The sequence below is a fragment of the Pararcticibacter amylolyticus genome, assembly GCF_003130405.1.
Lineage (GTDB): Bacteria > Bacteroidota > Bacteroidia > Sphingobacteriales > Sphingobacteriaceae > Arcticibacter > Arcticibacter amylolyticus.
This window is the reverse complement of record NZ_QEAS01000006.1, coordinates 271,261-285,235: the sequence shown is the minus strand read 5'-3', so window position 1 is coordinate 285,235 and position 13,975 is coordinate 271,261. Positions and strand designations below refer to the sequence as shown.

Here is a 13,975-nt window from a genome sequence, read left to right as displayed (position 1 = left end):
ATTAACTCCAATGACCATACATAAAGAAGGTTATACCTCTATTGCACTAACTGTTCTTGTGATTTTTATTATCAATGCAATAGCGCATTACTTCTGGTCGGATCACGGAATGGTGATCTGGGCAATATATGTGCTTTCGTTTTTGCTTTTTGTGATTGTACTCCAGTTCTTCAGGCACCCGCGGCGGGTAACTTCTCTCAATGACAGACAGGTAATTTGCCCTGCTGACGGGAAGGTAGTGGTAATAGAAGAGACAGAAGAAAATGAATATTTTCGGGACAGAAGGCTTCAGATTTCTGTGTTTATGTCGCCTGTTAATGTGCACGTAAACCGCAACCCGGTGTCGGGAATCGTTCAGTATTTTAAATATCATCCGGGGAAGTACCTGGTTGCATGGGATCCCAAATCTTCTACCGATAATGAAAGGACGACTGTAGTAGTGGAAAGTAAGGCTGGTATTCCGGTATTGTTCAGGCAGATTGCCGGTGCCCTGGCACGTCGCATCGTTTGGTATGTAAAAGAAGGAGATGAAGTGGTTCAGGGGGATCAGTTTGGCTTTATTAAGTTCGGATCGAGGGTGGATGTTTTTTTACCTGCCGGTACGGAGGTGAATGTAAGCCTTGGAGATGTGGTGAAGGGGGGAATCACAGTGCTAGCGACCTTTAAATAATCTCTGTTGTAATTTAAACAGGTTAATCCATAAAAAAACCTCAATCCGATACCGGGATTGAGGTTTTTTTATGGAATCTTATATAGCGCTTAAGGGGTAGCATTGACCTGTGATACCTTCTGGACAGGGCCATTGTCCGGATATGTTTAGAGACTGCCTGCACATAAAAAAAGCCTGTCCGCAATCCGAACAGGCTTTTTTTATGTGTGTAAAGTAATTAAACTCTCTTGGTTTTGATACGGGCAGCTTTACCAGTTAATGAACGCAGGTAGAAGAGCTTAGCTCTGCGAACTTTACCGTAGCTGTTAACTACAACTTTATCGATGTTAGGAGAGTTGACAGGGAAAATACGTTCAACGCCCACACCATTTGAAACTTTTCTTACAGTAAATGTTTCTGTTGCTCCGACACCATTACGCTGAATAACAACGCCCTGGTAAATCTGGATACGCTCCTTGTTTCCTTCGCGGATTTTATAGTGCACACTTACTGTATCGCCAGATTTGAATGCAGGCACTTCTTTCCTGGCTACAGCCTGCTCTTCAACAAATTTTACTAAATCCATGATTTCAAGTAATTAAACGGTATTAACCTCTAATGACCGCTTCCTTTTTTTCGGAGTGCAATATTAGGAAAAAAAAATTAATTATAAAAGAGTGATCTGCAAAATTATACGATTTTTATTCGATGATAGCGGGAATGCTGAAATAAGCCGATCTGGTATGCAGGGTTTCTCTTTTTGCCCACATTTTTCCTTTGTGCTGATTTAGCAATTCATTGCAAAGATCGAGGGATATTTTATCCTGTAGCGTCATGGATTCCTGCCGGGAGGTCTCGTATATGCCTTTTCCGTCTTGTTTGGATGCCGGGATCAGCGACGAGATGTTCGTGCTGGAGATTCTCATAATGAGCTGTTTATTTTCCAGCTTAAGATTTATCCGGATAAGTCCGGAGCTTTCGCATTCATTGATGGCACGAATGAGCATATTTCTGAATACAAATTCGAATACCGGAAGATTGATGCGGACCTGAGGCAACTCCGGTACAAGATTACTGATGGTAAGATGTCTTTCTGACGCGAGATATCTCATTGACTGAAGGATGAGATCTGTCTGCAATTTTATTAATACTGGTTGTTTTATGTCGTTGCCATTATGAATAAACAATTTTGACCACGAGAGGATGTTGTCCATCAGGTTCCGGGAGGCTCCTACATGTGAGATTAAATCTGAAAGGGGGCTGTTTAATTCCGGGTGGCTGTAAGTTTGGTGTTTCAGCTTCCGGATATTGTCGGCCAGGCAATCCAGGGGTATCTTAATGTCATGAATGATCATTTCAATGATCTTATGTGAAAGGCTGCCGGTGTGTTCAGGCTTAAAACGGCTCATGTTATTCGTAGTATTCTTTAATAAGCTGACTGATCGGTTTGTAGTGAATCTCGGCGTTTAATAATTCTCCGGGATTTAGTCCGAATATTTTTTCAAGAAGAATGGCTTTCTGATGGGGAATATCCTTGTCTTCCGATATACGGATGTTCCGGTAATTTGAAAAGGTATTGGGAGATATTCCAAGTGCCTTGGGTATTATTTTGAGTGCTTTATGGTAATCTTTCATTGGAAGTTCAGATAAAAGATCGTTTATGCGGTATTTATACATCTTGAAACATTTGTATATTTACACCAAAATATTGGAGCTCTAAACTAATATTTTGGGTTGGTTCTCCAAAAAAAGTTGTCTAAGTCTTGTCACTAAAAGTAGAACTAATTTTATTTATTACCAAATATTTTTGATCTGAAATGCTAAAAAATATCGTTGACAAACTTCTTAAGGAACATAGCCGTCCTCTTTCATGGCTTGCCGGTCAGATGGACATGACCAGTGAGGGATTGAGGTTAAGTCTGATTAAGGGGTCGATAAAGTATAATGACCTCAAGCGTATGTCTACTGTTCTGGATGTGCCGGTTTCGGTGTTTTTCAGTGAGCACGCTCCGGATAGTATCGCTTCAGAAGATAAAGTTCAGTATGGAGGCCTGAAGAGTGAACTGGCTTCGTGCAGGGAAGTAATAGAGGCTTTAAAGGGGCAGCTTAAGGATAAGGAGCGAATTATCAACCTTATCACGAAGAGCGAATAGTTTATACTATTGCACATAATTAATTTGCCATGGGGGCTGAATGTTTTGGTATATCCTTTTTCGGAATAAATGGTTGCAGGTCGTTTATTTCAAAAGATCCGGTCTTCTTTGCCGGGTCCGCTCCAGTGCCTGTTCGTATCTCCACTCATCGATTTTTGCCTGGTTTCCGCTAAGGAGGATATCCGGGACTTTGTTTCCACGCCAGTCTGCCGGCCGGGTATAGACCGGTGCATCCAGAAGTTCTCCCTGGAAGGAGTCGGACAGTGCTGAGGTTTCGTCGGACAACACGCCCGGGAGTAAGCGTACTATTGCATCAACGAGGACGGCAGCAGGCAATTCGCCTCCTGACAAGACGTAATCGCCGATAGATATTTCACGTGTTACAAATAAGTCGCGTATCCTCTGGTCGATTCCTTTATAATGCCCGCATAGGATCATGATATTCGTAAAGCCTGACAGTTCATTAGCCATTGTCTGATTCAGGGTTTTCCCGTCGGGTGTCATGAAGATCACTTCGTCATAGTGCCTTTCGTTCATGAGGCTTTCAATGCAGGCTGCAAAAGGTTCAATTGACATTACCATCCCGCTTCCGCCACCATAAGGATAGTCGTCTACGTTTTTATGTTTGCTTAAAGAGTAGTCGCGGAGATTGTGAACGATGATTTCGGAAAGTCCTTTTTTCTGTGCCCTCTGAAGTATGGAATGAGCAAAGGGGCTTTCAAGCAAACCTGGGAGGACCGTGATAATGTCGAATCGCATGTTACAAAAGTAAGTGTAAGACCGGCTGGTCAGGAATATATGTCTATTAAGCCTTCGGGCAGAGTCAGTTCAATTGTACCCTCCTCTTCATCAATTGAAGCGATGATATCATCATTGAGAGGAAACATTACTTCGCGAAAATTATAGGTTACTACAGCGATAAATTGCTGGGGATACTCCAGGACATCTGTTATTTCGCCAAGTTCACCCAGTTTTGTGTCGTGTGCTATAAATCCTTTGAGGTCGGTGTAATAGAATTCATCCTCGTTTTTCAGAGGTTTTTCGGAATTGGGAAGATAGATTTTCTTCTTTACGAGCTTTTCAGCTTTTTCAATCGTGTCGATATCCTCCAGGAAGAAATAGCCGGTTTTGTTTTGCTGTAACTTAGAGGATGAGACAAAGAAGGGCACCAGCTTGCCGTTTATCTCTATATACAGTAAGCTAAAAGTAAGCTCGTCAAATTCATCGTACTCGAAATAGACCTGGATCTCTCCCTTTAGTCCTTTTGTTTTAGTGATATACCCTATATAAAAGCTTTCTTCAATCTTCATGGTACAAATAAAAATGTCATCCGATCCAATGCTTGGCGGCTTCGGATCCGGATGACATCAAATGAGGTTAAATGAAACCTATTCTGCGTTTTCGTCTGCAGGAGCTTCTTCGGTTGCTTCTTCAGTAGTTTCTTCTGCAGGAGGTGTGTTTTTAGCAGCGATAGCAGCAGCTCTGTCTGCTTTTTTCTTAGCTTCAGCAGCTAAGGCAGCTTTCCTTGCTTCTTCTTTGGATGAAAGTAATCCTTCTTTTTTGCCCTGGATCTTTCCTTCCTTGCCCTGCTGCCATTCATTGAATTTTGCTTCTGCCTGTTCTTCGGTCAGAGCTCCTTTTTTCACTCCGCCTTCGAGGTGTTTCTTGTAAAGAACACCTTTGTAAGAAAGGATTGCACGGCAGGTGTCAGTTGGCTGAGCCCCTTTGTTCATCCAATCCAAAGCTTTATCGAAGTTGATATCGATAGTTGCAGGGTTGGTGTTCGGGTTGTAAGAACCTAAACGTTCAATAAAACGACCATCTCTCGGAGCACGTGAATCTGCCACCACTACGTAGTAAAAAGGTTTGCCCTTTTTACCGTGTCTTTGCAATCTAATTTTAGTTGCCATTTTTAATTTTAGTATTTATGTATTCAACATAGTTCCCGGAGTCTCCTTCTGCGGGGATGCAAAGATAATAAAACCAGGGGAATAAAATGATTATTTTAGTGATTATCAATATAAAACATAATGCTTGTAAATCGTATTACTTATAAATCGAAAATGATGCAGGCAAGGGCGGTCCTCCATTCGTTGTGTTTTTTTGAACCAGGCGGTGTGACCCCGGGAATATAATTAAAGGCGGAGCTGAGGGAACCGAACTTTAAAGGTGAGAATTATGGATATGGAGAGTCAGTATGATTTTTTGTCCTTTTTAAACGATGCAGTCTGGTGTTTTGATGTAATCAGTCAGCAATTCAGATATGTGAATCAACGGCTGGCCGATATATACGGCACGTCTTTGGATGTGTTAAAAGATAACCCGTTTATATGGCGGAGGCTGGTTCATCCCGACGACTACAGTTTTGTAGATAAAAAAATGGGCAGGCTATACCTGGGTGAAAGCGTCGAAATAGAATACAGGATTCTTGTTGGCAGCCTTGTCAGGTGGGTGAGTGATAAGAGATCTCCTGTAGCAGACAATAAGGGAAAACTTGAGGTTATTACCGGGATACTATCTGATATTACTGAAAAAAAGGAGGCTGAATTAAAGCTGGCCCAATCCGAATATATCTACCGGTCACTTTTTGACAACAACCCTAATCCATTATGGATTTATAATACGGAAACCCTGAGATTCCTGGCAGTGAACAGGGCCGCAATAGACAAATATGGCTATAGTGAAGAAGAGTTTTTATCAATGACGCTTGCGGATATACGACCGGCAGAAGATGTAGAGAAATTACGTGCAACCGTAGGCAAGCTCGGTCGTTATTCACATTCAAAGGGCTGGCGGCACTACACAAAGAAAGGGCAACTTTTGTATGTCAATATCTCCGGGTATTCAACTATATATAAGGAACAGAAGGCAGAGATCGTGATGGTGCATGATATTACATCCCAGGTGAGGAATCAAAAGGAAATAGTCATTGCCAAGCGGAAACTGGACGCTTTGATTAACAATATCAATGATCTTATCTGGTCGGTAGACCGGAATTACCGGTTGCTGTCTTCAAATCTTTCTTTTCAAAGGTCGGTTGAGTTCCTGTTTGGCAAAAAGCTTCTTGGAGGTGATTCTGTTTTTGATCCTTCCGTTCCGAAACGCGAAGTGGAGCACTGGAAAAAGAACTATGACAGGGTGTTGAAGGGAGAACGGCTGCTCTTTAATATGACGACATCCCGGGGAGGGAAGAAAACGTTTGAAATAAGGATGCTGCCTATTATGAACGAGCATGAGATAATAGGAGTTGTATGTGTCGGACGTGATATTCAAAGAAAACTGGAGGCTGAAAAAAGGTTGATCTTACAGAATATTGAACTTAAAGAGGTAGTGGCCCTTGCCTCCCACGAGATACGCGGACCGGTTACCTCTTTAATGGGTTTGATCAATATTTTCAACAAAGCTAACCTGTCTGATCCTTTCAACGGTGAGATCATAGGATATATCGAAGACACGATAAACGAGCTGGACGGGGTGATCCATAAAATTGTGGAAAAGAGCCACTCCATCCAGATCGATAATGAGGCTATATATTCCTCTCTACAAAATCAATCAGACTATGAATGACCTTGATGTGTATTTCCTGAGCCCTGTCGGCATAATTTGATTTAGGGGCTCTTATTTCAACATCGCAAAGGGGGGCCATTTTTCCGCCGTCTTTGCCGGTAAGCCCAATGACTTTCATGCCTTTCTGCCTTGCTGCTTCTATTGCTTTAATGACGTTTTCGGAATTTCCGCTGGTGCTGATCCCGAGCAGAACGTCTCCGCTCTGACCGATTGCCTCAACCATTCTCGAAAAAACAAAAGCGTATCCGTAGTCATTTCCTACGCAAGACATATGTGAGGGGTCTGAAATTGACATGGCGGGCAGTGCTTTGCGGTCGTTCCTGTAACGGCCGCTTAATTCTTCCGCGAAATGCATGGCGTCGCACATGGATCCCCCGTTTCCGCATGAAAGGATCTTATTCCCTTTTTTGATGGCATCGGAAAGAAGTTTTCCTGCTGCTTCTATTTTCCTGAAATTTTCGTCATCCGACAAAAATGCATTGATAACTGTTTGTGCTTCTAAGAAGTGATTTTTAATTGATTCCATTTATATCGACTCTGAAAGAGTGTATTTGCGTCCTTTATTTTGCTCCTTAAGCCATTTGAGAAGAGGTGAGAAATAGTCAAGCATGGGTTTTGCTGAAAGATCAGATCCTGTTTTTTCTTTAAGAACAGAATTCCAGTCTTTACTCGCACCCGGCCGCATGATGTCTTTCAGAAATTCGCCTACTTTCTTGTTTCCGTAGTAATTGGTTGCATGAGGGTCCTGGTGAAGGATCTTTTTTGCAATATGATCATGAAGCTGGAAAAGAATGACGAAAGAAAGGGCATAGTCGTAATATTGAGCAGGGTCGTCATTGATATGAGTTTTTGTCGCCGCGTCGCAGAATTCCTCTCCCCGGGCTGAAGGGGGCTCTATCCCCTGGTATTTCTTTGCTAAATCCCACCACGCCTTGTTGTATTGGTTTTCGGGAAGTTTGTCTGCATAAAGCTGTTTCTCAAACTCTGTCATTGTACCTGCAGAGAAAGGGATAAAAACAACATAGTTAAGAGCTTCTTTCAGCAAGGTTTGCACCTGGTCTGTCCTGGTGTTCTCCGGCAGGATTGCTTTCTTTTTGAGGTAAGGCAATTGCTGGGAAGCCAGGCCCATTAAACTTCCCATTGCTTCATGATAAGCCCTGTTTGCACCTTCTCTCATGAGGGGCGGGACATCCTTGTTGGTATACGTCAGGTAATAATAAATATGTCCAAGCTCATGATTGGCTGTTTCATACCACTCTGAATTTGGCTCTACGCTCATCAGGCTCCTGACGTCGTTCTGAAGGTCCATATGCCATGCGGAAGCATGGTTGTTCTTCTTATAAGATGAAGAGGGGGGAACGGGGTAAAGGCTCGATTTTTGCCAAAAGCCGGAAGGAAGAGCCGGGAAACCGAGACTCCTGTAGAAGTCCTCAGCGTCTTTGACGATCCATTCTGGTGTTTTGGTTTTCAGGACCGAGTCTGTGTTCATCCCTTTGACAGACACCATAGCGCTCCAGTCCTGGCCCCAGCGATTGGGAAGCCAGTGGGCGGGCAGATAATCGGGCACTTCTTTTACTCCGTATTTTTTAGCCAGCTCATAGCGTGCATAGGTGTGGAGTTCTTTGTAAAGCGGTCTGAGTTCATTGTTGATCTTCTTTATCAGGCGCATCATGTCATCAGCAGGTATGCCGTAATCTGATACCTGATAATCGAAATAATCTTTATACCCTAATGCCTGTACTGTCTGGTTCCTCAGATCCCTGAGTTCGGTTAAGCCTTTTTTCAGCCCTTTCCCTACCTCTTTCCCTGCCTGCCATGCTTTTAAGCGCGCCGGCAGGTTGGTTTGGTCTTTGAGCACATCGTCGATCTGGTTGGCAGAGACAGGTTTTCCGTCGATCCTGAAAGTAAACCCGTAAAGTTTTTCGATCTGTGTATTCTCTGCTTTTATTCTTTTTTTTATGATATCGGCGAGACTTGCGGGATTATTAGCAGCGATATATTTTATCTTTTGTAATTGCTTTACCTGGAGTTCTGTCAGTTTGTCTTTTTGATCAAGGTATTTCTGTGCTGTTTCAACGTTGCTGTCACTTCCTGTAAAGCTGGCAAAGGCCTGTCCTGTTCGTTCAACCGCACGGGCATTGGTGCTGTCTCCCTCCACGATCTTCGTGTTGGCGGCCCATTGTGCTTCCGAGGATTCCGTGTACAGCCGTACGTATTCACGGGTGTACTGGCCTAAGAATGTCTGTGCCTCCTGTTGCAGCTTTTTGTCTGAGCCGCAGGAAAGATTGAAAAAAATCAGCCCTCCGTACATTGCGAGTTTTATGCTGCCGGGGAGGTATTGAAGTGGAAGAGTACATCTTCTGTACATCTGCTTTAACATACTTTTTATAAAGATAATATATTCACAATTTTCAGAAGGTTCGGATCCGCTTCAGACAGATGCTTAATAGCATTGTAAAATGGAGTATAGTGAACATTGTTGTTTACAAGGCCAACCATTATTCCTTTTCTGCCATTGAGGAGCGCCTCTACTGCTGCTATGCCTAAGCGGCTTGCGAGAACACGGTCCATACAACTTGGTTTACCCCCTCTCTGGATGTGACCGAGAATGGAAAGCCTGGTATCGTATTTCGGGAATCGTTCCTTTATCATCTGTGCGATTTCCAGTCCTCCGATTTCATCGCCTTCAGCTACTATGATGATTTTGGAAGATTTATCTTTTCTGCCTTCTTCGAGACGCTTGAACAATTCGTCAATATTAGTTTTGGATTCAGGGATCAGGATAGCCTCTGCTCCTACTCCTATCCCGCTCCGCAGGGCAATAAGTCCGGAGTCTCTGCCCATCACCTCGACGATAAACAGCCGGTCGTGTGATTCGGCGGTGTCCCTGATCTTATCGACCGCATCGATTACGGTATTGATTGCTGTGTCATATCCTATGGTAAAGTCTGTCCCGATGAGATCGTTGTCTATTGTGCCCGGCAGTCCAACAACCGGGATATTGAATTCCCTGATAAAGGCATTTGCGCCGGTAAACGTTCCTTCTCCCCCAATAGCTACCAGGGCATCGATGTTTTGTTTCTTTATCTGTTCGTAAGCGGTTCTTCTTCCCTCTTCGGTTTTGAAAGCTTCGCTGCGGGCCGTTTTCAGGATAGTACCACCGCGTTGTATAATGTTGGCGACAGATTTTCTGCTCATTGGGATGAATTCACCGGCGATCATTCCTTCGTAGCCCCGGGTGATCCCTACTACGTTTAAATTATAATATAAAGCAGTTCTTACAATTGAGCGGATTGCAGCATTCATTCCGGGAGAATCTCCGCCGGAAGTAAAAACGCCTATAGTTTTAATGGTGTTCATATCAGAATTTTTTGTAGAAGCGGATGTTCCTGTCATGGGGTTTTATAATTAATATGTTTGGTGAAAAATGGTTTCAAATACCTTAGTTAATAATTTATAAGATCGCATGCAGGTGCCTGTCCTATAAGATATACCGGATTTCCTTTAATCCAAAATGATATTGATTTCCGTCAATATCCAGCACTAAATGTCCTGTTTCATCTATTCCGGTGATCCTGCCGTTTTGTACTGCACCTTTTATTACAAATTTATGCAATTCATTGAAACGGTATAAATTTCCTGTATACAAGCCGTAATGGTTTTCGTTTCTTGCTTCTTTAAGTTCAGAGTAACGATGGTCTATAGCCTCCAGTATGCCTGTCATCAGGTCGCGGATGTTAAAGGAATTGCCTGTAATATTCTTAAGGGATGTAATATTTTGGATGGAATCAGCAAATTCTACCTGGTTAACATTTATCCCGATGCCCACTATGGAAGATTTTAGATGGTTACCGGCGACAGTATTCTCAATAAGAACGCCTCCGATCTTAGAGTCTTGATAGAAAACATCGTTTGGCCATTTAATTTTGCAGGCTGAGCCAATAATTTGGGTGAGAGCATCGTTAATAGCTATACTTACAGCGATATTCAAAAGGAACTGCTGACTGGCCGGAAGGAATACGGGATAAAGTACGAAGCTGAATGTGAGGTTTTTCCCCGGTTCGCTTGTCCATGTGTTGTTATGCTGACCTCGTCCGGCGAACTGGTCTTCTGCCATAATTACAGTTCCTTCAGGTATTGGCTTGGATTTTGACAATTCTTTCCTGAGAAAATTGTTAGTTGAATCCACACGCTGCAAGGCAATTATATTTTGCCCAACAAATAATCTTGAAAAAGTGTTATTTTGCAAAATAGACGGGTACTAATTAATTTTATCCAAAACTAATTTTTTTTAATGGTAAAAAACAAAGTTATTAACGAGTCTACCTACCTTTCGGAACTGGCAATACACGGGATGCAGGAAAAGAAGGGAAATGAAATTGTCAGGCTTGATTTAAGAAATATACATAGTTCGGTTGCAGATTATTTCGTAGTTTGCCATGCAGAATCAGCTACTCAGGTAAAAGCGATAGCGCGAAGTGTTGAAGAAGAGGTTTATAAGGTCTCGGGGCAATTTCCGCATCGGGTTGAAGGGCTTGAGCATGGCGAATGGATACTCCTTGACTATATAGATGTGATTGTACACGTATTTAAGACCGATAAGCGTCAGTTTTATGGTATAGAGGAGTTGTGGGGAGACGCAGAAATGAAATATTATCAGAGTGCCTGACCTATGGCTTAATGACTAAACAGAAAATGAAAGATAGAGATACCGATAAAAAGAACTTCCGAAAGAAAACCGGGAAAAAAATTGTTCCTAAGCCTCCGCGGTTTAATATCATGTGGCTCTACGCTGCGATCATTATTGGCTTGTTTGCTGTTCAGTATTTGTTCAGCACTTCAAATATAGCCAGCATTGATTACCAGAAGTTTGAAACGGAGATGTTAAAACCCGGTGACGTAGAGAAGATCGTTGCGTATAAAAGCAACGATCTGGTTGTTGCCGAAGTTTATATTAAGAAGGACCGGCTGAATCAGCCGAAATATAAGAGTGTCAGGACGCCTGAGAATTTCAGCATGTCGTCGGGCAACGGACCGCAGTATAAGTTTACGGATGCTACACTGGAAGCCCTTCAGACTAAGCTGAGAGATGTGCAAAAGGATCTTCCTGATGCGCAAAAGACACCGTTGTTCTTTGATACCAGAGAGAATTTCTGGGCTGGCTGGTTTATGACCATTATCCTTCCAGTACTGCTTCTTATAGGGTTCTGGATATTTATCATGCGTCGTATGGGGGGTGGTGCCGGTGGCGGTGCAGGTGGCCAGATCTTCAATATCGGAAAATCAAAGGCGACTCTTTTTGATAAGGAATCGCAGGTTACGGTAACGTTCAATGATGTAGCGGGTCTTGAGGAAGCGAAGCAGGAGGTGATGGAAATCGTGGATTTCCTGAAGAATCCTAAGAAGTATACCAACCTTGGAGGGAAGATCCCCAAGGGGGCTCTGCTGGTGGGTTCGCCGGGTACCGGGAAAACACTGCTTGCGAAAGCTGTAGCCGGTGAAGCACAAGTGCCGTTCTTCTCTCTGTCGGGATCCGATTTCGTGGAAATGTTCGTGGGGGTTGGTGCATCGAGAGTGAGAGATCTTTTCCGACAGGCGAAAGACAAAGCTCCCTGTATCATTTTTATAGATGAGATTGATGCTATTGGACGTGCGAGAGGAAAAAATAACATTGTAGGCGGTAATGATGAGCGGGAAAATACCCTTAACCAGTTACTTGTTGAAATGGACGGTTTCGGTACGGATTCGGGAATCATTATCATGGCGGCAACGAACAGGCCTGACGTCCTGGACTCTGCTTTGCTGAGACCCGGACGTTTTGACAGGCAGGTTTCCATAGACAAGCCGGACCTGGTTGGAAGGGAACAAATTTTTAAAGTTCACCTGAAGCCTATTAAACTTGCTGAAGATGTGGACGCCAAGAAGCTTTCTGCCCAGACGCCTGGATTTGCAGGAGCTGAAATTGCGAATGTTTGTAATGAAGCTGCGCTGATAGCCGCCAGAAAGAATAAAGAGGCTGTCGATATGCATGACTTTCAGGATGCTATAGACCGCGTGATCGGCGGACTTGAGAAGAAGAACAAAATTATTTCTCCTGAAGAGAAACGGATTGTGGCTTATCATGAGGCTGGTCATGCTATTGCGGGCTGGTTTCTTGAACATGCCGACCCTCTGGTAAAAGTTTCTATTGTTCCCCGTGGAGTGGCCGCTCTGGGTTATGCCCAGTATCTGCCTAAGGAACAGTTCCTGTATACTACGGAACAGCTTATTGACGGTATGTGTATGACAATGGGCGGGCGTGTAGCAGAAGATATTGTTTTCAGTAAGATCTCGACGGGTGCACAAAATGACCTGGAACGCATCACCAAGCTTTCGTATGCCATGATCACTTTGTATGGTATGAACCCGAAGGTTGGTAATATATCCTTTAATGACCAGCAGGATCAGTTTAACAAGCCGTATTCTGAGAAGACAGCAGAACTGATTGATGAGGAAGTGAGGAATCTTATTGGCTCTGTTTATGCCAAGACGAAGGATTTACTTACAAATAAAAGGGAAGGCCTGGAAAAGCTGGCTAATAAATTGCTTGAGAAGGAAATTCTTTTCCAGAGTGACCTGGAGGAGATACTTGGCAAGCGCCCGTTCAGTCACCGGACAACTTACGATGAGTTTGTGAATGGTGATGATCCGGGTGACCAGGGACCGGTAGCTCAGAACCTTCATCCTGAGCCGGTGGGTGATTCGACAGAACCGCTCAAAAGCATCGAGCCTAAAGACTAATTTAATTTTTAATATATAAAGCCCCGTTTTTTCGGGGCTTTTTCTTTGATGTGAGCCTTATATCTGCGACTTTTGTTGCTCAGGGCCGGGAAGCCGCGTTCTCCCCCGGTATTTATTGCGATTAACGAACCGATGGCCGGGCGGATGTTTATAACGTTGCTGAGTCATTAAAACAAAATATTCAATGAAAGATACTACCTCTAAAGAAAAAATGCTTAAGAAGATCAGAAAAGCATTACTTGAGAAACGTGAAAACCCGTATCCCAATCTTGAAGAGGCTCCTGTATATGAACCTTATGGAGACTATCTGGAGGTTATGTTCGCCGAACAACTTAGCCAGGTAGCCGGAAAGTTTGTGTTTTGTGAGGATGAGATCCAGTTTATAGAAAATCTTCTTTTACTTGCAGACGAAAAGGGATGGAGAAAGATATATTGCTGGGAACCTGCTTTACAGGAGCTGCTTTCTCATTTTGAGTTCCCCTTTTATAGTACTGATACAGACTTTATGCAGGCGGAGGTTGGTATCACCTTGTGTGAGTCGCTGATTGCCCGAAATGGCAGTATTGTTTTGTCAAATGGCAATGCCGCAGGCCGCCGTCTTAGTATCTATCCCCCTCATCATATTGTTGTAGCTTATGCGTCGCAGTTGGTGCCGGATCTGAAAGATGCCCTGAAGCAGCTAAAAGCACGTTATGATACAAATATTCCGTCAATGGTATCCATTGTAACCGGACCGAGCCGGACAGCTGATATTGAAAAGACTCTTGTTCTTGGCGCACATGGGCCAAAGGAGTTGATTGTGTTTTTGCTGGAAGGATAGGGAAGG

The 13,975-nt window shown here is 43.4% G+C and carries 16 protein-coding genes; 6 read left to right on the top strand and 10 right to left on the bottom strand.

Annotated features, from left to right (window positions below; genetic code table 11):
* Positions 1 to 10 precede the first annotated feature (10 nt).
* On the top strand, positions 11 to 670 hold the full coding sequence (locus tag DDR33_RS09405) for a phosphatidylserine decarboxylase family protein (RefSeq protein WP_109415515.1): 660 nt from the start codon (positions 11 to 13) through the stop codon (positions 668 to 670).
* Positions 671 to 887: 217 nt separating this feature from the next.
* Here the strand turns inward: DDR33_RS09405 and rplS are convergent, their stop codons facing one another.
* The 3 genes from rplS to DDR33_RS09390 form a co-directional block, all read right to left on the bottom strand.
* Positions 888 to 1,235, bottom strand: a complete 348-nt coding sequence (gene rplS, locus DDR33_RS09400; RefSeq protein WP_109415514.1) for a 50S ribosomal protein L19 — start codon at positions 1,233 to 1,235, stop codon at positions 888 to 890.
* A gap of 115 nt (positions 1,236 to 1,350) precedes the next feature.
* The gene (locus DDR33_RS09395) at positions 1,351 to 2,058 is read right to left on the bottom strand and encodes an ATP-binding protein (RefSeq protein ID WP_109415513.1); all 708 of its coding nucleotides are present in this window, start codon (positions 2,056 to 2,058) and stop codon (positions 1,351 to 1,353) included.
* Position 2,059: 1 nt separating this feature from the next.
* On the bottom strand, positions 2,060 to 2,284 hold the full coding sequence (locus tag DDR33_RS09390; protein ID WP_238387735.1) for a hypothetical protein: 225 nt from the start codon (positions 2,282 to 2,284) through the stop codon (positions 2,060 to 2,062).
* A gap of 182 nt (positions 2,285 to 2,466) precedes the next feature.
* Here DDR33_RS09390 and DDR33_RS09385 point away from each other — a divergent pair, with 182 nt between their 5' ends.
* A complete protein-coding gene (locus tag DDR33_RS09385; RefSeq protein ID WP_109415511.1) occupies positions 2,467 to 2,802 on the top strand; it encodes a hypothetical protein in 336 nt (111 codons plus the stop codon).
* A gap of 84 nt (positions 2,803 to 2,886) precedes the next feature.
* Here DDR33_RS09385 and trmD read toward each other — a convergent pair whose 3' ends face one another.
* The 3 genes from trmD to DDR33_RS09370 all read right to left on the bottom strand — a co-directional run bounded on the left by trmD (position 2,887) and on the right by DDR33_RS09370 (position 4,712).
* Positions 2,887 to 3,561, bottom strand: a complete 675-nt coding sequence (trmD, locus tag DDR33_RS09380; RefSeq protein WP_109415510.1) for a tRNA (guanosine(37)-N1)-methyltransferase TrmD — start codon at positions 3,559 to 3,561, stop codon at positions 2,887 to 2,889.
* 29 nt (positions 3,562 to 3,590) lie between these two features.
* Complete coding sequence (gene rimM / locus DDR33_RS09375; protein WP_109415509.1) at positions 3,591 to 4,112, bottom strand: ribosome maturation factor RimM; 522 nt, start codon at positions 4,110 to 4,112, stop codon at positions 3,591 to 3,593.
* A gap of 78 nt (positions 4,113 to 4,190) precedes the next feature.
* Positions 4,191 to 4,712, bottom strand: a complete 522-nt coding sequence (locus DDR33_RS09370; protein ID WP_109415508.1) for a 30S ribosomal protein S16 — start codon at positions 4,710 to 4,712, stop codon at positions 4,191 to 4,193.
* A 268-nt stretch (positions 4,713 to 4,980) separates the two neighbouring features.
* Here DDR33_RS09370 and DDR33_RS09365 point away from each other — a divergent pair, with 268 nt between their 5' ends.
* Complete coding sequence (locus DDR33_RS09365) at positions 4,981 to 6,369, top strand: PAS domain-containing protein (protein WP_109415507.1); 1,389 nt, start codon at positions 4,981 to 4,983, stop codon at positions 6,367 to 6,369.
* On the opposite strand, the gene lpcA is transcribed toward DDR33_RS09365, so the two are convergent.
* The 4 genes from lpcA to DDR33_RS09345 form a co-directional block, all read right to left on the bottom strand.
* Positions 6,329 to 6,895: a D-sedoheptulose 7-phosphate isomerase gene (gene lpcA / locus DDR33_RS09360; protein ID WP_109415506.1), complete on the bottom strand. Its 567-nt coding sequence runs from the start codon at positions 6,893 to 6,895 to the stop codon at positions 6,329 to 6,331. The two genes, DDR33_RS09365 and lpcA, sit on opposite strands and share 41 nt — an antisense overlap.
* A complete protein-coding gene (locus tag DDR33_RS09355) occupies positions 6,896 to 8,737 on the bottom strand; it encodes a M2 family metallopeptidase (protein WP_202913697.1) in 1,842 nt (613 codons plus the stop codon). It abuts the gene before it with no gap.
* Between the two features lie 17 nt (positions 8,738 to 8,754).
* A complete protein-coding gene (pfkA, locus tag DDR33_RS09350; protein WP_109415550.1) occupies positions 8,755 to 9,729 on the bottom strand; it encodes a 6-phosphofructokinase in 975 nt (324 codons plus the stop codon).
* A 121-nt stretch (positions 9,730 to 9,850) separates the two neighbouring features.
* Positions 9,851 to 10,567, bottom strand: coding sequence for a biotin--[acetyl-CoA-carboxylase] ligase (locus DDR33_RS09345; protein ID WP_394341108.1), 717 nt, complete (start codon positions 10,565 to 10,567; stop codon positions 9,851 to 9,853).
* Between the two features lie 96 nt (positions 10,568 to 10,663).
* Between DDR33_RS09345 and rsfS the strand changes: the two genes are divergently transcribed.
* From rsfS to DDR33_RS09330, 3 genes are all read left to right on the top strand, one after another.
* Positions 10,664 to 11,038, top strand: a complete 375-nt coding sequence (gene rsfS, locus DDR33_RS09340; RefSeq protein WP_109415504.1) for a ribosome silencing factor — start codon at positions 10,664 to 10,666, stop codon at positions 11,036 to 11,038.
* 26 nt (positions 11,039 to 11,064) lie between these two features.
* Complete coding sequence (gene ftsH / locus DDR33_RS09335) at positions 11,065 to 13,149, top strand: ATP-dependent zinc metalloprotease FtsH (RefSeq protein WP_109415549.1); 2,085 nt, start codon at positions 11,065 to 11,067, stop codon at positions 13,147 to 13,149.
* 184 nt (positions 13,150 to 13,333) lie between these two features.
* A complete protein-coding gene (locus tag DDR33_RS09330; RefSeq protein ID WP_109415503.1) occupies positions 13,334 to 13,969 on the top strand; it encodes a LutC/YkgG family protein in 636 nt (211 codons plus the stop codon).
* Positions 13,970 to 13,975 lie beyond the last annotated feature (6 nt).

What these genes read in the sequence shown, in the direction of transcription:
- DDR33_RS09405 (WP_109415515.1), top strand. Translation starts at nt 11, where the DNA reads ATGACCATACATAAAGAAGGTTATACCTCTATTGCACTAACTGTTCTT.
- rplS (WP_109415514.1), bottom strand. Translation starts at nt 1,235, where the DNA reads ATGGATTTAGTAAAATTTGTTGAAGAGCAGGCTGTAGCCAGGAAAGAA.
- DDR33_RS09395 (WP_109415513.1), bottom strand. Translation starts at nt 2,058, where the DNA reads ATGAGCCGTTTTAAGCCTGAACACACCGGCAGCCTTTCACATAAGATC.
- DDR33_RS09390 (WP_238387735.1), bottom strand. Translation starts at nt 2,284, where the DNA reads ATGAAAGATTACCATAAAGCACTCAAAATAATACCCAAGGCACTTGGA.
- DDR33_RS09385 (WP_109415511.1), top strand. Translation starts at nt 2,467, where the DNA reads ATGCTAAAAAATATCGTTGACAAACTTCTTAAGGAACATAGCCGTCCT.
- trmD (WP_109415510.1), bottom strand. Translation starts at nt 3,561, where the DNA reads ATGCGATTCGACATTATCACGGTCCTCCCAGGTTTGCTTGAAAGCCCC.
- rimM (WP_109415509.1), bottom strand. Translation starts at nt 4,112, where the DNA reads ATGAAGATTGAAGAAAGCTTTTATATAGGGTATATCACTAAAACAAAA.
- DDR33_RS09370 (WP_109415508.1), bottom strand. Translation starts at nt 4,712, where the DNA reads ATGGCAACTAAAATTAGATTGCAAAGACACGGTAAAAAGGGCAAACCT.
- DDR33_RS09365 (WP_109415507.1), top strand. Translation starts at nt 4,981, where the DNA reads ATGGATATGGAGAGTCAGTATGATTTTTTGTCCTTTTTAAACGATGCA.
- lpcA (WP_109415506.1), bottom strand. Translation starts at nt 6,895, where the DNA reads ATGGAATCAATTAAAAATCACTTCTTAGAAGCACAAACAGTTATCAAT.
- DDR33_RS09355 (WP_202913697.1), bottom strand. Translation starts at nt 8,737, where the DNA reads ATGTACAGAAGATGTACTCTTCCACTTCAATACCTCCCCGGCAGCATA.
- pfkA (WP_109415550.1), bottom strand. Translation starts at nt 9,729, where the DNA reads ATGAACACCATTAAAACTATAGGCGTTTTTACTTCCGGCGGAGATTCT.
- rsfS (WP_109415504.1), top strand. Translation starts at nt 10,664, where the DNA reads ATGGTAAAAAACAAAGTTATTAACGAGTCTACCTACCTTTCGGAACTG.
- ftsH (WP_109415549.1), top strand. Translation starts at nt 11,065, where the DNA reads ATGAAAGATAGAGATACCGATAAAAAGAACTTCCGAAAGAAAACCGGG.
- DDR33_RS09330 (WP_109415503.1), top strand. Translation starts at nt 13,334, where the DNA reads ATGAAAGATACTACCTCTAAAGAAAAAATGCTTAAGAAGATCAGAAAA.